General features: G+C 42.6%; 16 protein-coding genes. All 16 read left to right on the top strand.

What is annotated here, in order from left to right:
* Positions 1 to 73: 73 nt before the first annotated feature.
* The 16 genes from HPS54_RS08150 (at position 74) to HPS54_RS08075 (ending at position 20,004) form a co-directional block, all read left to right on the top strand.
* Positions 74 to 1,927, top strand: a complete 1,854-nt coding sequence (locus HPS54_RS08150; protein ID WP_172344944.1) for a heavy metal translocating P-type ATPase — start codon at positions 74 to 76, stop codon at positions 1,925 to 1,927.
* Positions 1,928 to 2,505: 578 nt separating this feature from the next.
* Positions 2,506 to 3,513 (top strand): tyrosine-type recombinase/integrase, encoded by a 1,008-nt coding sequence (locus HPS54_RS08145; RefSeq protein ID WP_172344943.1) that lies wholly within the window; start codon positions 2,506 to 2,508, stop codon positions 3,511 to 3,513.
* Positions 3,514 to 4,023: 510 nt separating this feature from the next.
* Entirely contained in the window at positions 4,024 to 4,239 is a 216-nt protein-coding gene (locus tag HPS54_RS08140) for a hypothetical protein (RefSeq protein WP_172344942.1), read from the top strand.
* 68 nt (positions 4,240 to 4,307) lie between these two features.
* Complete coding sequence (locus tag HPS54_RS08135; RefSeq protein ID WP_172344941.1) at positions 4,308 to 5,780, top strand: fimbrillin family protein; 1,473 nt, start codon at positions 4,308 to 4,310, stop codon at positions 5,778 to 5,780.
* Positions 5,781 to 5,877: 97 nt separating this feature from the next.
* Positions 5,878 to 6,054: a hypothetical protein gene (locus tag HPS54_RS08130; RefSeq protein ID WP_172344940.1), complete on the top strand. Its 177-nt coding sequence runs from the start codon at positions 5,878 to 5,880 to the stop codon at positions 6,052 to 6,054.
* A 261-nt stretch (positions 6,055 to 6,315) separates the two neighbouring features.
* Entirely contained in the window at positions 6,316 to 7,047 is a 732-nt protein-coding gene (truA, locus tag HPS54_RS08125; RefSeq protein WP_172344939.1) for a tRNA pseudouridine(38-40) synthase TruA, read from the top strand.
* 113 nt (positions 7,048 to 7,160) lie between these two features.
* Positions 7,161 to 8,078, top strand: a complete 918-nt coding sequence (locus tag HPS54_RS08120; protein ID WP_172344938.1) for a DMT family transporter — start codon at positions 7,161 to 7,163, stop codon at positions 8,076 to 8,078.
* A gap of 79 nt (positions 8,079 to 8,157) precedes the next feature.
* Positions 8,158 to 9,276, top strand: a complete 1,119-nt coding sequence (locus HPS54_RS08115; RefSeq protein ID WP_172344937.1) for a T9SS type A sorting domain-containing protein — start codon at positions 8,158 to 8,160, stop codon at positions 9,274 to 9,276.
* The gene (locus HPS54_RS08110; protein ID WP_172344936.1) at positions 9,273 to 12,320 is read left to right on the top strand and encodes a hypothetical protein; all 3,048 of its coding nucleotides are present in this window, start codon (positions 9,273 to 9,275) and stop codon (positions 12,318 to 12,320) included. The genes HPS54_RS08115 and HPS54_RS08110 overlap by 4 nt, the downstream gene beginning before the upstream one ends.
* Positions 12,321 to 12,329: 9 nt before the next feature.
* Positions 12,330 to 13,643 carry a DUF6443 domain-containing protein gene (locus HPS54_RS08105; protein WP_172344935.1) on the top strand — a complete coding sequence of 438 codons (1,314 nt, stop codon included), beginning with the start codon at positions 12,330 to 12,332 and terminating at the stop codon, positions 13,641 to 13,643.
* A complete protein-coding gene (locus HPS54_RS08100) occupies positions 13,564 to 15,852 on the top strand; it encodes an RHS repeat-associated core domain-containing protein (protein WP_172344934.1) in 2,289 nt (762 codons plus the stop codon). Before HPS54_RS08105 ends, HPS54_RS08100 begins: the two co-directional genes overlap by 80 nt.
* 13 nt (positions 15,853 to 15,865) lie before the next feature.
* Positions 15,866 to 16,489, top strand: a complete 624-nt coding sequence (locus HPS54_RS08095) for a hypothetical protein (protein ID WP_172344933.1) — start codon at positions 15,866 to 15,868, stop codon at positions 16,487 to 16,489.
* 228 nt (positions 16,490 to 16,717) lie between these two features.
* Entirely contained in the window at positions 16,718 to 17,629 is a 912-nt protein-coding gene (locus tag HPS54_RS08090; protein WP_253951971.1) for an RHS repeat domain-containing protein, read from the top strand.
* A 494-nt stretch (positions 17,630 to 18,123) separates the two neighbouring features.
* Positions 18,124 to 19,305 carry an RHS repeat domain-containing protein gene (locus tag HPS54_RS08085; protein ID WP_172344931.1) on the top strand — a complete coding sequence of 394 codons (1,182 nt, stop codon included), beginning with the start codon at positions 18,124 to 18,126 and terminating at the stop codon, positions 19,303 to 19,305.
* Positions 19,268 to 19,711, top strand: coding sequence for a hypothetical protein (locus HPS54_RS08080; RefSeq protein WP_216653056.1), 444 nt, complete (start codon positions 19,268 to 19,270; stop codon positions 19,709 to 19,711). The genes HPS54_RS08085 and HPS54_RS08080 overlap by 38 nt, the downstream gene beginning before the upstream one ends.
* Positions 19,708 to 20,004, top strand: a complete 297-nt coding sequence (locus HPS54_RS08075) for a hypothetical protein (RefSeq protein WP_172344929.1) — start codon at positions 19,708 to 19,710, stop codon at positions 20,002 to 20,004. The genes HPS54_RS08080 and HPS54_RS08075 overlap by 4 nt, the downstream gene beginning before the upstream one ends.
* Positions 20,005 to 20,045 lie beyond the last annotated feature (41 nt).

The following is a 20,045-nucleotide window of genomic DNA, read 5'->3' as shown; positions in this document are numbered from 1 at the left end:
TCATACGTGCTTTTGCAACCAAGTTGCAAGTCCTTTTTCATATTTTTGCATAAACTAAAAATAAAGGAGAGATATGGAAAAGGAACATAAGATAGCTTTGGTGCGTATATTGGCAAGTGGCTTGTTGCTCGTATTGTCATACGTAACATCGTTTACGCAGATTGTGACGGTGGCGTTGTGTGTGGCAGCCTATATAATAATAGGTGGCGATATTGTGGTAAAGGCGGTGCGCAACATCTTCCGCGGTGAGGTGTTTGATGAGTGCTTCCTGATGTCGGTGGCAACAATCGGCGCTTTTGCCATAGGCGAGTATCCCGAGGCGGTGGCGGTTATGCTGTTCTATCAGATAGGCGAGCTTTTTATGGATGTGGCTGTAGACCGCAGCCGCGACTCCATTTCACGGCTTATGGATATACGTCCGGACCATGCAAATGTGGAGGATGCGGATGGCACATTGCGTCGTGTGGCTCCTGAAGAAGTGCCTGCCGGTACGGTAATAGTGGTTAAGCCGGGCGAGAAGATACCGCTTGACGGAACGGTTGTGTCAGGCAACTCTTCGCTCGACACTTCGGCACTTACAGGCGAAAGCATGCCACGTGAGGCCGGTGACGGCGACAGTGTGATAAGCGGAAGCATGAACCTTACCGGCGTGCTTAGGATAAAGACTACGGGAACATACGGTGAGTCAACCGTGGCGCACATTCTCAGTCTTGTTGAGAATGCCGAGAACGGAAAGGCTCATACAGAGAAGTTCATTACACGTTTTGCACGATATTACACTCCTGTTGTTGTGGCGGCAGCGGTGCTGCTTGCCGTTGTGCCTCCTTTGTTTGCCGATGGCGGATGGATGCTGTGGCTTAACCGCGCACTTATATTCCTTGTAATATCATGCCCGTGTGCACTTGTGGTTTCTGTGCCGCTGACATTCTTTGCCGGAATCGGTGGCGCATCGCGACGGGGAATACTCTTCAAAGGCTCCAATTACATAGAGGCTTTGGCACGTGTGCGTACCGTGGTGTTCGACAAGACCGGGACGTTGACAAATGGAAGTTTCACCGTTACCGGTGTCTATCCGGTAGAAGGCGTTGAAGAAGAAACGCTTGTGGAGACAGCTGCCCTTGCCGAGATATATTCGGACCATCCTGTTGCCGCAGCCCTTCGTGGGGCATGCCGGCAGAAGACGGACAAGTCGAGGGTTGGCGGTGCAGAGAACTTTGCCGGTGAGGGTATAATGACATACGTTGACGGCAAGCCTGTATATGCCGGTAACGACAGACTTATGGAGCGTGCCGGTGTGTCGTTTGTCGCCCCTGCCGTTGTCGGTACCGTGGTACATGTGGCATCAGAAGGTAAGTATCTTGGGCACGTTGTTGTGTCTGACACGGTCAAGCCGCAGACGGCAGAAGCTTTGTCGGCTCTCAGGCGTGCCGGTGTGGAACAGACCGTGATGCTCACCGGTGACCGTAGTGATGTGGCGGAGAGTGTTGCGCATGAACTTGGAATAGATGAGGTGCACGCCGGGTTGTTGCCAGACGGTAAGGTGCAGCTGATGGAGGATATAATAAGGCGCCGCCGCGGTCAAGGCACAGTGGCTTTTGTTGGTGACGGCATAAACGATGCGCCGGTGTTAAAGCTCTCTGATGTAGGCATCGCGATGGGTGCTGCCGGGAGCGATGCGGCTATAGAGGCTGCCGATGTTGTGCTGATGGACGATAATCCTGCAAAGGTGGCTCAGGGCATGTCTATAGCACGGCGTACTCTTTCTATTGTAAAGCAGAACATTGTCTTTGCGATAGGCGTTAAGGTGGCAGTCCTCTTGCTCGGTGCAGTGGGTCTGGCGACAATGTGGGCTGCCGTGTTCTCCGATGTCGGAGTGACAGTGATTGCCGTTCTGAATGCCATCAGAGCCGGCAGACGGCTGCAGTGAGGATATAGACATACTGAAAGTATAGGAGGATGGGCAAAAGCCATTGGTAGGATACCGGGTTTTTGCCCATCCTCTTTTTTTTTCAATTCGTATTATAACATAATGACACCGTATTAGCGCGTTTTCGTGACATTTAGACATCGCAAAACCATCGACTAAAACTTGCATTCCAGACATTTGTGGACACGAAAAGGGAGACGTGAGACGTGAAAAAACGCCGTTTCGGATATTAAGTAGCCCGTTTCGGATATGAAGTTACTCGTTTCAGGTCGCAAAATGCGTAGCTTTAGCCTCTAAAGTGCGGTCATTTGCATGCCAAAGTGCCGCATATCACGGGCTTAAATGCCGTGTTTTGCATCCTGAAAGGGCATGTTTAGCATCCGGAACTGTGCACATTTTCGTATGATAAAGCATAACCGCGTGATATGCAGAGCGTTGCACCAGCACACCAATGCTTGCCGTTTTTACGCCGATGAGCGGCAACGTTTCAAAATACGGCAGTATCCGGAGGTTTTAAAAAGTCACGGTGTAAGCGTAAAAGGCGGAACCGTGACAATGTGTCATAAATATATATAGATATGTTATTAGGATTTACATTCAGTTTAAAGATTTCCATCGGCGGGCGTAAGGCGTCGTCGCGAAGGAAGAGAAAGGAAGGGATGAGAGACGCTCCGCGCGCACCTCTCTTCCTCGAGTTCATTGACCGTGAGATGAAACGAGTGCGCCGCCGTTGCCGCCGGAGCACCTGCGACAACTATATGACGGCGCGCCGCTCGTTCGCCGCGTTTCTCGGCGGTGCGGACATCCCGCTTCGCGAGGTGACGCCGCAGCTTGTCTCGCGCTACTCGCAGTGGCTTTCCGACCGCGGCGTGAGCCTCAACACGTCATCGTGCTACATGCGTTCGCTGCGTGCCATGTACAACGCCGCCGCCGTAAAGCACCGCATAAGACGCTGCAGCCCCTTCTCCGCCGTCTTCACGGGCAATGTTCCGACCCGCAAGCGCGCCCTCGGCGAGACGGATATGCGTCGCATCGGCATTGCCGACGTGGAGGAAGACACCGTCCGGTCGTGGGCACGCGATGTCTTCATGTTCTGTTTCTATGCCATGGGCATGCCCTTTGCCGATGCCATGCTGCTGCGCAAGAGCCGGGTTAGTGACGGGACGATAACCTACTTACGGCGCAAGACGGGTCGCGAGGTGACGGTGGGCATAGAGCCGTGCATGGAGAGGATAATGAGAAAATATGCCGGCTGCGACGCGGACTATGTATTTCCCGTTCCAACGGGCGACCGGTTCCCGGGCGGCAAAGGCTACGCCCGGCTGCTGAAGTGTTATAATGCCGCTCTGAAAGTGCTGTCGCGCGATGTGGGACTGTGCCTGCCGCTCACGTCATACGTCGCGCGGCACACGTGGGCAAGCCTTGCCTACCGCCGCAACGTTCCGCTGCATGTCATAGCGCAGGCGCTGGGTCATTCGTCGCCAAGGGTGACGATGACATATATAAGAGAACTCGACGGGAATACCGTCAGACGTGCGAACAAAAAAATAATAAGGGGATTTACGTCAGCCACCTCTGTGCAATAGCTGCAACACAAAAATAAAATATCGCTGCAAAAGTACTTATTATAACTGAAACCGGCAAATATTAAACGGGATTTTTTCATGTCGTCCGGGCTTGTCCTGTGGTTTCCGACAATATAAAACACATCAAAAACACAAAGACTTGACACCTGTAAAACACTGACAATCATGTTTTTATACTGTTTTCTGTCACCTCTTGCACAGAGGTGCCTGCCGTGGTTCCCGCCTGTGGCTTGTGGTCTGGCTCGGCATGCCGTGTCGTTATGGCGCGTAGTCACGGAGTTGTGATACATTACAGTAATTCTCAGTGTGCCGCCCGTGAGGGTGGCTGTTGGAAATAATTACTTGATTATACTATTTTTTCGGATACCGGAGCCGTGAGGCTGCGGTGTCCTTTTGGGAGACAGAAGACAAACAAAGAATGTAGAGCGGACTTACGTTCACAATCCTGTCACATTCTTAACATATAAATAATTGGCGATTGCAGGGTTTCGTGTATAAAAAAGAGTAGAAATGAAAATCAGTGAGAAAAGAAAATCAGATTATCTTGCTCCGCACATAACCATTGTGCGAAGCGAGTGCGGGACTATTTTGGCAGGTTCGATAACCGGTGAAGGGGGAGACTTCGAGTGGGCAGCAAAAGAATACGACTCGGACATGACCGAAGACGGTGTCTACCGGCAGGAAGGGCACAAAGGAGATATAGACCTTTGGGGAGACGATTTTTAGTTTGTTGCGTTTGAAACGGTTATACATGATGATTGTATTTGTTGAACTTATTAAAATATGAACTATATATGAAAACAAAGAAACTTTTATTTGCAGGACTCGCCGGTTTGTTGTTCGCATCTTGTGCACAAGACGACAGCACCTATGAGGAGCATAATGCAAAGCAGACTGATATCACTGTGAATGCCGACGACTTTGTGAGCGACGGCGCGTCCAGGTCTGCACGTGTATCCGGAAAGAAGAAGACAGCATTGCAACTTGGTTCATCGGGATTGGCGTTCAGTTGGACACAAGGTGACGTGACAGGTGTGTTTGCCGAAAACTCGGGACAGCAGATGCCCATGAAGATGATTGACGGTCAGGGAACCGGCAACAAAGCATATTTTGAACGCGAAGATTACGAACTTAAGTCGGGAGTGCGCTATGTAGGTTATTATCCGGTTGTGGACAGGTTGATGCAGGAGCCTTTTATAGACATAGATTATGAAGGACAGGTTCAGAGCACCAACGGCTCATATTCGCATTTGGCAAAGTACGATTATCTTGTATCCGATGCAGTGACAGTTGAAAAGACAAACACAGCCGATTTCTATTTCAATCATCAGGGGGCAATTCTGCGTTTGATGATAGATATGCCCGAGACCGACACATATTCATCCGTGACATTGTCGTCTGCGGATGCCGTCTTTACCACAAAGGCTGTTATGGACTTGTTCAATACAACCGAGGTTATACAGCCTAAGACAAAATCGAAAAGCGTCACTCTTGATTTTGCTGCCAACTCTGTATCGACGACAGCTGACAAAATGCAGCTCGAAGCATGGATAATGATTTCTCCTGCAGACTTTACGACAAGAGACATGACTGTCACCGTTAAGTCGGCAACAGGCAAGGAGGATGTTGTATATACGGTCAGACCGGAAAAGAACTTTGTCAAGGGAAAGGCATATATCATCAATGTTAAGAACGATGAAAGTGATGAATGGGTAGACCTGGGACTGCCGAGCGGAACATTGTGGGCAAGAAAGAATGTAGGAGCAGAGAAAGAAACTGACTATGGAAATTACCATAGTTGGGGCGATTCTAAAATCATTACATCTAATAAATATAATGATTATAGCGGCTTTTGGATATATACCAATATCGGTAAGTATATAGATTATCAAGGAAATACTAGATATGATATAGCGAAGGCATTATGGGGAGGTGATTGGGTTACGCCTAATCAAAATGATTTTCTTGAATTGATAGAATACTGCAAAACGCTTGAATGGAAAAATATTGGTGGAGTAAATGGATTGTTTATAACAGGGCATAACGGCAGAAGCATCTTCTTACCGGCAAATGGTGACAGATATGTTGATGGATATTATGCTGTGAATGAAGTATGTGCTTACTGGTCTTCTGAGTTTAAAGCAAGATACAACGGGGAAGATAATGTTGGCGCATTATTTACGGCGTCTGAAGATGAATATCCAACGGATCTTATAGATTGGGAGTTTGCTTATGGTTGTGCTATACGTCCTGTTATAAAGAAATAAGAGTGGGGTTGTCTCAATATGATATCGTTTAATATAAAGAAGCGTATTGTGCAACACTTTACGGTTTTGCACTGTATCTTTCGTATATTTCTTATCAATGACAGTATTGATGTCATGTACGAATGATGGCTACGACGGATTGGGTGAATATGAGAACAATGATATCGTACTTCCAGCTTCGTCCGACAGCACCGGCATCGTTATCGGTGGCAGTGATTTTGGGTTTGATGACGATGACCAGACAACGTCTATACACAATCTTACGATGAATTGACAGAAACTAAATAATAACATTTTCATTTTATTCCTGATTTTATTTGTGTGCCGGAGTGATATTGCTTCGGCACACATTTTCTTTACTCGGTATTTGCATATATAATGGAAGTTCTGCTCTTGAACTTGTGTTGGTATAAACATTGAAGCTACACACAATTTGTATTTTATTTATAGCAGATGTCTGGATAATTCAGACCGGAATTGTCAAAGTCTCGCTTTATTATACTACCTTTGCATCTGTTTTATCAACATTAAGGCGATGCAACGTTTTTTTATAACATTCAGTTACGACGGTACATGTTACCACGGCTGGCAGATACAGCCCAACGGCAATTCTGTTCAGGCAGAACTTCAGAAGGCTCTGTCCGTCCTGTTGCGTGAAGATGTGCAGGTGGTAGGAGCGGGGCGCACCGATGCCGGCGTGCATGCACGCATGATGGTTGCACACATGGATACGGCAAAGATATTCGATACCGCCAATCTTGTCTATAAACTGAACAGAATGCTTCCGCGCGATATATCGGTAAGCAGTGTTACACCCGTGGGCGATGATATGCACGCGCGCTTTTCGGCAACATCGCGCACGTACCATTATTATATACATCTGTCAAAAGACCCTTTCAGACGTGCATACTCATGTGAACTGCATTACGCTCTTGACTTTGACGCTATGAACCGTGCTGCGGCGATATTGCTCGAGTACGAAGATTTTGCCGCATTCTGCAAGAGCAACACCGATGTGAAGACAACGCTGTGCAATGTAATGGAAGCCCGTTGGGTGCAGGATACATCCAACAGCTGGCATTTCGTTATAACAGCCAACCGCTTTCTCCGCAATATGGTGCGTGCCGTTGTTGGAACGCTGATAGATGTGGGGCGTGGACGGATAAGCATAGACGACTTCCGTGGCATTGTAGAGGGACGCAAACGCACGGGCGCGGGCGAGAGCATGCCCGGCAACGCCTTGTTTCTTGAGGAAGTGAAGTTCTGATTTTTAATTTATAATTCATAATTTATAATTAATAATTTGTGGCTCATATAACTCTTAATTCATAACTCATAACTCTTAATTCTTAACTCTTAATTCATAATTCTTAATTAATAATGTGGTTGGTATTGGCATTCCTTTCGGCAACGCTGTTAGGTTTTTATGATTCGTTTAAGAAAAAGGCATTGAAGGATAATGCCGTCATTCCCATTCTTTTCCTGAATACGCTGTTCTCATCGTTGATATTTCTTCCGTTCATCATCCTCTCGGCAGGCTCAGGTGTGCTTGACGGCTCTATCTTCCATGTAGCTTCCGGTGGTTGGGAGGTACACAAATATATAGTGTTGAAAAGCTGCATTGTGCTCTCGTCGTGGGTGTTCGGGTATTTCGGCATGAAAAACCTGCCGCTCACAATTGTCGGTCCCATCAACGCCACACGTCCCGTCATGGTACTTCTCGGCGCGTTCATCGTTTTCGGCGAACGCCTGAACCTTTACCAGTGGATAGGAGTGGCGCTTGCTGTTGCCTCGTTCTTCATGCTTAGCCGCAGCGGAAAGAAAGAAGGCATCGACTTCAAGCACGACCGATGGATTTATTTTATCGTTGCGGCGGCAATGCTCGGTGCTGTAAGCGGTCTGTACGACAAGTATCTCATGGCACCTGCGGATAATGGTGGGGTAGGGCTTGACCGTATGATTGTGCAGAGCTGGTATAACATTTACCAGTGTTTCATGATGGGTGCCATGCTCATGCTCCTGTGGTATCCCAAGCGCAAAGACACCACACCGTTCCATTGGGACTGGGGAATAATTCTCGTAAGCATCTTTCTCAGCGTTGCCGACTTTGTCTATTTCTATGCCCTCAGCCTTCCCTGTGCCATGATAAGTATAGTCTCTATGGTGCGCCGCGGCAGCGTGATAGTGTCTTTCCTTTTTGGTGCCGCGCTACTGCATGAGAAAAATCTTAAGAGTAAGGTTGTCGACCTTGCCCTTGTGCTGCTCGGAATGATATTCCTTTACTTCGGCTCGAAGTAGTTTTTAATATTTTCTATGATAAAATCAATGGCATTTAATATTTTTTTGTATATTTACGGCAGACAAACAACTATAGCTTATGAGAGTGTTTTTTCTTCTGCTGATGTGCTTGCCGTTTCTTGTCTGCAAGGGGCAGGACGGCATACAGATGCCATTCAATATGTTTCGCGGCGGCGATATGCTTGTAAAAAAGCAAATATCCTATATAAATCTTAGTCAGGACGGTGAAAACGTTTTATGGGATGTTAGTGGCGCGGATGTAATAAATAAATCGTACAAAGTCAGATTTTCAGATGTTGTCGGCAGCGAAAAACGTGTGGCGTGCACAGAGCGGGCAACGATGTATTACTACGATTTGCAGCACGATACTTTGTTTATAGGTGGATTTGAGAACAATACCACAAAAATAGACTACGATACTAAAGAGATATTTCTGCGTTTCCCCATGAAATATGGCGATTCTTATTCGGGGGTATTCCATGGAACCGGAACTTATTGTGACAAGATAGCTGTCCGTAGTTTCGGACGTTACAAAACAGAGTCGGATGCTTATGGCAGCATTGTATTTCCTGAGGGCGACACTGTTCATAATGTCACACGTATACATACGGTACGCTTCATTTCCGGAATACGTTATCCGGCAGACAGTCTGAAAACAATATCATCCATGCCGTTGAGTGCGGACAGTATAGACGGATATATTGACAATGGAATGTTCATGATGAAGACCGATATCTACCGCTGGTATGCCGTAGGATACAGGTATCCTGTTTTGGAAACGTATATTACTTCTTTTCAGGGATATAAGGACGAACCGTATGTAACGGCTTTTTATTATCCTCCTTCAGAACAAGAACTGTTTGATGATGAATATGTAAACAATGAAAAGTCCAAGTCATATTATATACAGTCAAGAAACCCGGAACAAAGTATAAAACCTTGTAAACTTACATATAAGATAAATAGGATTGAACAGGATTTGGTAAATATTGAATACAGTCTCTCGGTTCCGTCGGAAATCTCGTATGGAGTATATACGGCAGACGGAAAGACCGTATATAATAATGAACGTAAGAGGATGAATGCTGGCATTCATAATGCAGATATCGACCTTTCTTTATGTAGGGATGGTGTCTATATATTTCGCATAGATGCAGATAGAGATAGCTATACCGAAAAGATAATACTGAAACGATGAGAACATATAGTTTTTTGTATAAGGTGAAGATACGGGCATTGCTGCTGATATTGTTGGTGGCATTGGATGTTAAATCTCAGATTGTTCCGGTTAATAATATTCAGACCCCCGAGATTGCAAATCTTGGAATGTTTGGTACGATACCGGTGAGTCATTATACGGGTATTCCGGATATAACGGTGCCGTTGTATGATATAACAGTCGGAGATTATGTCCTTCCTCTGTCTGCACGATACCACCTTGCTTCCGTGAAGCCCGATTTGCAGTCGGGTATACTTGGTATGGGGTGGAGCCTTATGGCAGGCGGATATATAACCCGTACAGTCCACTGCGTTTATGACGAGTTGTGCGGAGACGATAATATCGGTCATGGTTTCTATTCCAATTCATTTAAGATGAAGAATATTACAAACCAGTCGTTTGCACAGATGACAAAAGATAAGCTGCGAGGAGATGATTTTTTTGAACTTGTGCCGGACGAATTCTCTTTCAGTTTCTGCGGATATTCTGGAAATTTCTATTATAATGAGAATGGAGGTTGGACAGTTGTTTCCGATGATGATATAAAGGTCGAGTTCAATCCGGCAAATGGAGACGGCTTTATAAACAGGAAACAATTGGAAGAACGTTTTAGGACAACAGGCTGGGATGACAGATCACATAACAACAGGTTCTTCAACAAGTTTACCCTTGTCACGCCGGATGGCTGTCGCTATGAGTTCGGCGGGCTTTATGCCACAGAGTTCAGTGTTCCTTATTATGCACGCAAGAAGAACTCTTTGATACCTACCACATGGCGACTCTCAAAAATAACGACAACAGACAAGCGCGTCATAGAATTCAAGTATGACACCTCTGCCATAATGTGTGACATACGCTATGTTCCACAATACCGCATGCAATACGGTACTATACAAGAACAGACCAGTCCGTATGAAATCGGCTGGCGCGGTTTTACCGGCTTCCTTCTTTTTCCGGCATGCCTTACATCCATAACCACTCCCAATGAGACAATAGACTTTACATACTTTAAGGAGAGCCGTTATGGAGACCGGCTCAATAGAAACAGCAAGGCATTATACTGGGAGAATACCGGTATGACAAGACTTCAGACATATTCATTAAATATAGAAGATCCGTCACAGCAATTTCTTGTATTCATGAATACCGCCAGACGTGAAAATGAGAATACCACGCGTAATGCAATAGCAGACAAACTTACACACAATGTTTTGCATCGCATTGCCATAAAGAATAAATTCACGGGGAACGGTCATTCTCTTTATTTCGGATATGTAGACAGCAGCAATGAAAGGATGAAACTCACGTCGGTAATCACAAGAACAGGTGTCCCCGATATTATAAGAGGGCAATATGGTTATGAAATACCAGCCGAAATATCAGGCGATGACATGCCTGCATATAGTTTCAGCTACGACAGGAGCCAGACCATGCCATACAGGTATTCAATGACGAAGACTGACTCGTGGGGATATTACAACGGCGGTGAAGTGAGTATATCTGCCACTCCTTCGTTTACGACAATATATCCGTCGCTGTCAGCAACAAAGGCCGAGACCTTGTCGGAAATAAGATATCCTACAGGAGGCAGGACAACGTTTGCATACGAACAGCACAGTTATTCAAAAATCGTATCAAACGACCACACTGCAGTTACAAACAGCACTGGATTTGCCGGCGGGTTAAGGGTGGCTGAGATAAAGAACTATAATGATGACAATTCACTTGTAAGCACTAAGAAGTATTATTATTCGGAAACTAAAAACGGGAAGAGTAGCGGTATATCCAAAAGCATGCCCGTGCATAGTGTTTCATATACAGCTGGAAATGTAACTCTTGAACTTAAGTCGGCTGCAGGCTTCCAAACTCCCGTTACAAATCAGAATTCTCCGGATGTAGGCTATTCTTGTGTGATAGAAGAGACTTTCGACGCTTCAGGAAAGTCCATGGGATATATAAAATACAGATACTCCAATTATGACACAGACATATTCGGCCTTTCCCATCTTGATAAGAAATATTCTTATTCTACAGCATCCGGAGGAGATGCAATAGCTCCATATACGAGCTATGCCTTAGAAAGGGGCAAACTTCTGTCAGAGGAGTTTTATGACAGTGACGGCGTACTGAAGCGCAAGAAAGTTGTTGAATATGGAAGAACAGGGCATCCTGCTTTTAAGACGGCATATCAGCAGGAGATTATATTGAACTATAATCCATACCAGTTTATGAATTCATCTTTAGGCTGGCTTGCAGAAACCTTTACATTCAGTTATTTCCCAAAGAGTGTGCGTGATACCGTGTATACAAAAAGCGGGGCATACAGTTCTGGCATTACATATTTATATAATACGAACAAGCTTGTTACATCTGAAAGTACACTGACAAGTAATAATACGGTAAAAACAGTAAAATATAAATATCCGTCAGATTATTCGGCATACAATTGGATGCAACAGCTCAATATATTGTCGCCGGTAATAGAAAAGCGCACAGAGGAAGATGCATCCGTGTGTACCGAGACTTTTGACTATCGGGCAACTAATAACCAGATACCATATATCTGCAAGAAAACAACATCGTGGGGAAATAATATGGCAAGCAGAACCGACTTTAAGGTGAATGCCGTAAATGCCTATGGCAAACCTACTGAAGTGGAAACGAACGGGCGGACGAATGTCTATTATTGGGGCTTTAATGGACAAAAGCTGTTTATGGAGATTGAAAACGCAACCCTGGCTGAGGCAGAGTCATGTCTTGGCAAGGAAAAGAACGTATCCGAATTGAACATGAGATATACGCCTGATTATGGCAATATTGAGGATAGATACTTAATGAGATCCTCTATTTTCCATATTTATATGTATAATCAGGATATGAATATGTATGCAGAAGTTTTGACAGATGGCTCTGCCGTACAATATAAGTATGATATGCTTGGTCGTCTGCGTGAGAAATATTATGTCGATCCTTATACAAACGAGAAATATATATTAAATCAGTACGATTATCATTATAAATAGAATTTTGCCATGAATATATCAGGTTGGGAAATAATATTGCTGTTGTTGTTACTGTTTGCCCCACACAGTATCTACGGGCAGGATGACGATATCATAATCGGCGTTGCCGAAGACAGTTACGTGTTCCTTCCTTACGAATATGATGAGGATCCCGTACATCTTGCCGCAGATAACGACGGAAACAGCATCGTGTCGTTCACGAGCATGACAGGTTCATCCACGGACGGAAATACGACAATAGGATATTATGACGGTTTGGGGAGAATGAAGGAGGAAATAAAAGTAGGATTTACTCCCGGCCGTTACGACATGGTCACGTTTCATGAGTATGATGCCTTTAACCGTAAAAAGCGGCAGTGGCAGCCTGCCGTGGTGTCATCATCTGTTGCAGGTCAGTATGTATTATACAGTAATTGTACTGCAGGTTCTATAGAAGTCTGGAACGACAGTAAGCCGTATACAGAATATATATATGACAATGTGCCTTCAGGTGAACTTGTCCGCGCCACGGGTCCCGGCATCATGTGGCATAATATGAATAAAAGTGTAAGATACGAATATCTTGCAAATGTCATTGGTAACGATACTCTTGACTGTGTACGATATGTAGCCGGCAATGTATCAGGTGACATGCCGACCCTCAAGGCATCAGGCAGTTATGCTTCCGGTTCCCTGATGATTACACGTGTGGAGAATGAGGACGGTGTTACATCCATGACCTTCAAGGACCGTCACGGTCGCACAGTCCTGTCGCGCATGATAGAGCATAACGGTACAGCGAAGATATTGTATGACACATATTATATATATGATGCCCATGGTAATCTTGTTATGATTGTTCCTCCAGCTTTGTCCGGTGAGCATTTTTCCGGCTCGGTTCCTTTCGGATATATATATGAATTTGCCTATGTGTATTCTTATGACAGCCGAAACCGCCGTTGCACTTCGAAAATGCCCGGCGCAGATGTCGTACGTACGGAGTATGACGGTGCAGACCGTCCGCTATTCGTCCAGACGGGCGAGCAGCGCAAGTATGACGAGAGCACATTCCATATATATGATTTGTTTGGTCGTGAATGTCTGACAGGTACCTGTTCATATAATATCCCTTCTCCTGAACACTCCCTTTACATGACTTCTATACCTTACTGCACGTATACCGGCGCAGACGGTGTCTATATGGGGTATGAACTTCATGGTCTTGACCCTTCGAATGTGCATGTTCTTACTGCAAACTATTACGATGATTACGGATTTGCGGACGGGCATGATGAACTGTTGTACAGCAGTGAGGAAGGCTTCGGAAAAAGGTTCCAAGGCTAATGGACTTCTTACAGGACGTGCCACGGCATGTCTGTCAAAAATAAGTAACGACGTTTCCTATCTGTATGAGGCTATATATTACGATTTCCGTCAGCGTGTAATACAAAAGAAGTCCACCAATTATCTGAAAGGTACCGACAGTCATTATTATACTTACGACTTTTCCGGCAATGAGATTTTGCACAGACATGTCCATACCTCTCATATTCAACCGCGTCTCTCCACTGTAACCCTCGAGATATCCAGTACTTATGACCATGCCGGACGGCTTATGAAGCAGACGCATAGCGTTAATGGCAACACTCCTGTAACGATAAAAGATCTTGAGTATGACGGGCTTTGCCGTTTGAAATCATACAGTCGTAACGGCAATGATAAATTAGGCATGGAATATTCATATAATGTACGTTCGTGGCTCACCGGTCTTGGAGGTCCTCTGATATCGATGTCCATGGGATATGAGAATTCAGAAGGCGGCAGTCTCTCATGCTATTCCGGTAATCAGTCCTCTTTTCAGTGGCGCATCAATTCTTCAGGAGAAGGAATATCCCGCCGTTACAACTATTCCTACGACGGTCTGTCGCGTCTTGTGTCAGCCCTCTATACGGACGACTCAGACCTTCATCATGCCAACTATGACACATTCTATGATTACGACCGTAACGGCAATATCCTGTCTCTCCGCCGTAACGGCAAATATTTTGGAGACGTATGCGGCACCATAGACGACCTTTTCTATGAGTACGACGGAAATCGTCTCCGTAGGGTTACCGATGCCGCAGAAGGTCCATGCTATAAGGATGCGATGCACTTCACCGACGGTGCTGATGATGAAACAGAATACGACTATGATGCCAACGGCAACCTAATAGAGGACAAGAACAAGGGGATAAGCAAAATAACGTACAACGAAATAAACCTTCCCGAACATGTCAGTTTCAGCAGCGGCAAGTACATAGACTTTACCTATAGCTCTACGGGTGAGAAGTTGTGTTCTGAATATCTGTTAAAATTTCCTCATATACACGAACCTTTAATATCCCCCTTGTCTTCAGATGTATATGTTTCAGTCAATAACCGTGATGACTTAGGTGAACCAATAGATCCCGGTCTCAGAGACTCTTTGATGTTCCGTCCAGGCTTGCTAATTACAGAAGAGGAGTATGCAATGCTGTATGGCGTTCACCGCATAGACTATAGCGGTGACATCATCTATGAGAATATTAAACCCGTTCCGAACCGCATACTCTTCGACGGCGGCTATGTTACGTTCAGCAACAAGCAGCCAGTATACCATTTCTATCTCACGGACCATCAGGGCAATGTTCGCGTCGTAGCCGATGCGCAGGGCAACATAGAGCAGACAAACAATTACTATCCTTTCGGTGCTTTGTTTGGCGACGGCACGGGCGATGATGTCCAGAGATACAAGTACAACGGCAAGGAGCTGGAGCGTCTTCTTGCCTTGGACTGGTATGACTATGGCGCGCGGTGGTACGACCCTGTATTGGCACGCTGGCATGCTGTTGACCCTCTGGCGGAGAAGTATCCGGATATTAGTCCGTATGTTTATTGTAATAACAATGCAGTTAATGCGATAGATCCGGACGGAAGAAAAATAGTTATTGTAGGTGACAGGCAGCAACGCATATCCGTATTAGGACAATTACAAAAGCTGACGAACGACAAATTAGGAGTAAGGCGTTCGGACGGTATGGTTATCATCTTGTCACGGGGAACAAGAAACCGTGATAAGAAACTCGTAAACGGGACAAGGCTTGTTTCAGAGCTGATAAACCATGAACGTAGCATGGACATAAGACCGTCTGCAGACAATAGTCGCGAGCATGACCGTTACCAGATGGACGCATTGAACGGCAAAGGTACAGACGTGTCTATTTACTATAATATGAGACAAAACCCTACAGTCTTTACGCGTAATCCGAAGACAGGAAAAATAAAGGAAGAAGCAATCCCGTCACATATAGTTCTTGGACATGAGTTGATACACGGACACCGCTCGATGAACGGAAAGGCGGTGTATTGGGAAAATAGGTCAGACTATACATATAAAACAGAAAATGGAAATATTATGAAAACAGAAGCTGAAACCGAAGAGCTTGAAACCGTTGGTATAAGAGGAAATTATACCCACACAGAGAATAAACTGAGAAAAGAACAGGATTTAAATAAAAGAATTGAATATTAAAAGCAGACAAGACATGAAGAAATATTTAATTTATATTGTATTGCTGTCTATAGTATGTATTGCATCTTGTGACAGACGAATGAGAAAGGAAAATGACATTTTATGTAAATGTTTATTAACACGCTTGGGAACTCCTGTTGACAACTATTTAATAGAAATTACTAATGATGGTATAATAAGAGTTTCATCAGGAAAGCTGGGACCTCATTTTTATGGTGAAATCCTTTACGAAGACCATGAGTTAAAAGGGAATCTATCTGACTTCAATTTCTTTGAAGAAGTTAGGATGCAAAAAGAAAAAAAACTGCGACCAGAGGAGTTTAATAAATTAAAAGAATGTATTTCAGATATAGAAGATATAGATAATTTAGTTAATCCTTTTATCCAGTCAAACTGGCATGACACCTGGGCTGCCGTTATTATTGTCGGTGAGAAGAAATATGTTTTTGTTCATATTCCTAACCCAGAGCTTAAAAAGTTCCTTAATACAATCATGGCCATGTCCCCCGTAGAGTTGAAAGACGAGCATTATAATACGAATATAAGTTTTTCTTATATAGATGACGATCCATCATATATAGAAACACAGCCATATAAAAAAACTTTATGGGATAGAGTTAAAGACTGGTTTGATTAACTTGTATAATAAATTATCTGGGTACAGAAAAGAACTTTTATATTGCAAATAGATCACAGTTTTTCTATGTTTATATATAGGCAAAATGGTTTGATATATGAGTCGCATTGCATAAACTATTGCGGTGACATCATCTATGAGAATATTAAACCCGTTCCGAACCGCATACTCTTCGACGGCGGCTATGTAAAATTCAGCAACAAGCAGCCAGTGTACCATTTCTATCTCATGGACCATCAGGGCAATGTTCGCGTGGTAGCCGATGCGCAGGGCAACATAGAGCAGACAAACAATTACTATCCTTTCGGTGCTTTGTTCGGCGACGGCACGGGCGATGATGTTCAGAGATACAAGTACAACGGCAAGGAGTTGGAGCGTCTTCTTGCCTTGGACTGGTATGACTATGGCGCGCGGTGGTACGACCCAGTGCTTGCACGCTGGCATGCTGTTGACCCGCTGGCGGAGAAATATCCGGATGTAAGCCCGTATGTTTATTGTCTGAATAATTCTGTGAATGCTATTGATCCAGACGGGAGGAAGATTGTTTTTGTAAATGGTTATTTAGGCTTTGGTTCACCTGAAGGTGGAAGTAAGTATTGGAATGGTGAATATTCGGCTTTTGTTACACATGCAAAAAATGTGTTTAATGATAATGTATCTCCTTTTTTCACAAATTATGATTTTGAATATTTGAAAAGTTCAAATTTTTTACGAGATAAGTCTGGCTACAATTATGCAAAAAAGTATTACGATGTTCTAATTAAAGGAATGGAGAAAGGGAAAGATGTCTTTAACTTTGTTTCTCATAGTATGGGAGGAGCTTTTTCGGAAGGTATGATGAGATACCTGTCAGAACAGGGTTGGAGAATAGAAAATGCTTTATATCTAAATGCTTGGGAGCCTACAAAAATAACAAATAAAGTAGAAAAGAATCGAATAGACGCTACTTGTACCAATGATCCTGTTCAAATCTTAAGTGTTCCGGTATTGCAAAAATCAGATATACCGAACTCAGATGTGAAAATTAGGGTGTCCAGTAAAGAGAGCATTCAATATATTCATAGGGACTTGATAGATGGTGAGAAAAATATATGGACAGAATATAATTGGAATGAAATAATTAATAAAATAAAAAAATGAGAAAGGTAATTGTAAATCTTTTGGCATGTTTTGTTTGTTTCTCTGAGTTTATTCAGTTAATATTTGGAATACTAAACCAAAGAAAAGAAACAGATTTAATGAATTTCTTTTATAGTGAATACATTCTTATTGCAAGTATATGTTCTTTCTTTATTATAATCATATTTACAGTGGTTTATAATGGACATAATTTATTATTGAGGTTAAAAATGATAAATATATTAGTTATAGTAATAGCTCTTATTGTTATATTATTTCAATTATTAAGACTTTTTTTATATGATATATTCTACGTTCCTGCCTATGTGTTATTATTTTATTCTATTTATATTATATGTAAAGTATGGTGCAATCATGATAATACGAGCTTAAGAAAACGTTAATGAAAAATTCATATTTCTATGGCTTATAATTTTATTAATACTGTTATGCATAGCATTGAAAAAGACAATATTAAAGCTTTATTTAAAGCGTAATGAAAGGGATTTGCCCCAATGACAGGTTCAGACAAACTTTCAATTATAAAAGACAAGTCAATAAATACTGGTCTCAGAGACTCGCTGATTTTCCATCAGGCTTCGCTGATTACAGAAGAGGAGTATATGATGATTTATGGTGCTCACCGCATAGACTTTTGCGGTGACATAATCTATGAAAACCTGAAGCCGACGCCTAACCGCATACTCTTCGACGGCGGTTATGTAACATTTACCAATAACAAACAGCCCGTATATCATTTCTACCTCACAGACCACCAGGGCAATGTTCGCGTTGTAGCAGATGAGAACGGCATGATAGAGGAGACCAACCATTATTATCCCTTCGGTGTCTTGTTCGGTGAGAGTGTGGATAAGAACAAGCAGCGTTATAAGTACAACGGCAAGGAGCTTGACCGCCTTCTCTCGTTGGACTGGTACGACTACGGTGCGAGATGGTACGATCCTGTACTTGCCCGCTGGCATGCCGTTGACCCTTTGGCGGATAAGTATCCGGATGTAAGTCCGTATGTTTATTGTAATAATAATGCTGTGAATGCGGTGGATATTAAAGGATTGTTTCCTCATTTCTTAATTTCCCATAAAAGTACACCTTTTTATCGGGCAGATTATTATACATTAAATCCAGTTACATGTCGTTTGTTATCATTAGTTTCAGGAATATCTGAGACATATATCAAAAATGCTCAAATAATGGAACGTGGATTTGGACATTATTATCCTACATACTCTTCAAATAAAGGTGGAGGGGCGATAACTTTAGGTAATTCTCCTAATAATGTGTCTATAAATTTTACTCCAAACTATTTTGAGGATGATAAAGATAAATATAATGGACATGGTTACGGACAGGATTTTTATCGTTGGATGATACTTCTTAGTCATGAAGTAGGGCATATAAAACATATAGAAGAAAGTAGCAATGAGGTTACTTATTTAGGAGGCTTTTTGTATGATTATATGAAATATGGGCATGATGAAACACCAAGAGAAAAAGAAGCAGATAAAGGTTATAATAAATTCTTGGAATTTTATAAATATACAAATGACTTTTACGGGAGAAATTCTCTTGATAAACTTTTTAAATCAGATAAATCAGATAAGCAAAAAATACAAATAATAAATCAATGGTGGAATGAATATGAAAATGAAACACACATGTCTGATATACTTTATTAACACAATAATTATCTTTCTTTTATCATCTTGTACTGAAAACAATCAGATATATTTTGATGAAGAAACTTCATGTATAAAATCAGAATACGGTTCCCCAATTTCCCGTTTAACTATTATTTATAATAAAGAGGGTTATAGTGAGATATTTAAAGTAGAAAATAGAACAGATAAAAAGTATATTTCAATATCTTTAAAAAATATACCCAATGATTATAATATAACGAATGAACAACAACTTAATCCATTTGTAAAAAGGAGGTTCACAATCTTGCCAAATTGCGAATATGAAATAATAAATCATTCATTTGGTGGAGCTGCAATAGGCATCGTTTATATATATTCAGACAGTGTAGGCAATTTATATTCTATTAAAGGCAAAAAGGTAAGAGATAAAACAAATAGATGATTGGTGGAGGAATTATGAAAGGAATAAAAAATAAGACTTCTATTTTGTTATTACTTATAACAATTTTATTTACTTCATGTTGTAATAATATTATTATTTTTAATATTGATGACAACTGTTTATATTCAAAAGATAATAATATTATAAGTTATATGTATATATACATGGTAAAAAATGACATATCATATAGTGTTCAAATTAAGAACAATAAAACGGGATTAAAGAAACTACACATTGATATGCTTGAAAATAATTATGAAATAAAAGATATAAAATATAATAAATCAGGATAGTTAAAAATAGATAGAAATAAGATGTTGACTTTAGTACCTAA

It is taken from the genome of Xylanibacter caecicola, from assembly GCF_013166515.1.
Lineage (GTDB): Bacteria > Bacteroidota > Bacteroidia > Bacteroidales > Bacteroidaceae > Prevotella > Prevotella caecicola.
Note: the sequence above shows the minus strand (reverse complement) of the source record. Positions and strands in the feature narration are given on the sequence as shown.

Coding starts and splice junctions, on each gene's coding strand:
- HPS54_RS08100 (WP_172344934.1), top strand. CDS start 13,564: ATGATTACGGATTTGCGGACGGGCATGATGAACTGTTGTACAGCAGTG.
- HPS54_RS08085 (WP_172344931.1), top strand. CDS start 18,124: ATGACAGGTTCAGACAAACTTTCAATTATAAAAGACAAGTCAATAAAT.
- truA (WP_172344939.1), top strand. CDS start 6,316: ATGCAACGTTTTTTTATAACATTCAGTTACGACGGTACATGTTACCAC.
- HPS54_RS08090 (WP_253951971.1), top strand. CDS start 16,718: ATGGACCATCAGGGCAATGTTCGCGTGGTAGCCGATGCGCAGGGCAAC.
- HPS54_RS08135 (WP_172344941.1), top strand. CDS start 4,308: ATGAAAACAAAGAAACTTTTATTTGCAGGACTCGCCGGTTTGTTGTTC.
- HPS54_RS08145 (WP_172344943.1), top strand. CDS start 2,506: ATGTTATTAGGATTTACATTCAGTTTAAAGATTTCCATCGGCGGGCGT.
- HPS54_RS08110 (WP_172344936.1), top strand. CDS start 9,273: ATGAGAACATATAGTTTTTTGTATAAGGTGAAGATACGGGCATTGCTG.
- HPS54_RS08105 (WP_172344935.1), top strand. CDS start 12,330: ATGAATATATCAGGTTGGGAAATAATATTGCTGTTGTTGTTACTGTTT.
- HPS54_RS08150 (WP_172344944.1), top strand. CDS start 74: ATGGAAAAGGAACATAAGATAGCTTTGGTGCGTATATTGGCAAGTGGC.
- HPS54_RS08130 (WP_172344940.1), top strand. CDS start 5,878: ATGACAGTATTGATGTCATGTACGAATGATGGCTACGACGGATTGGGT.
- HPS54_RS08095 (WP_172344933.1), top strand. CDS start 15,866: ATGAAGAAATATTTAATTTATATTGTATTGCTGTCTATAGTATGTATT.
- HPS54_RS08120 (WP_172344938.1), top strand. CDS start 7,161: ATGTGGTTGGTATTGGCATTCCTTTCGGCAACGCTGTTAGGTTTTTAT.
- HPS54_RS08115 (WP_172344937.1), top strand. CDS start 8,158: ATGAGAGTGTTTTTTCTTCTGCTGATGTGCTTGCCGTTTCTTGTCTGC.
- HPS54_RS08075 (WP_172344929.1), top strand. CDS start 19,708: ATGATTGGTGGAGGAATTATGAAAGGAATAAAAAATAAGACTTCTATT.
- HPS54_RS08140 (WP_172344942.1), top strand. CDS start 4,024: ATGAAAATCAGTGAGAAAAGAAAATCAGATTATCTTGCTCCGCACATA.
- HPS54_RS08080 (WP_216653056.1), top strand. CDS start 19,268: ATGAAAATGAAACACACATGTCTGATATACTTTATTAACACAATAATT.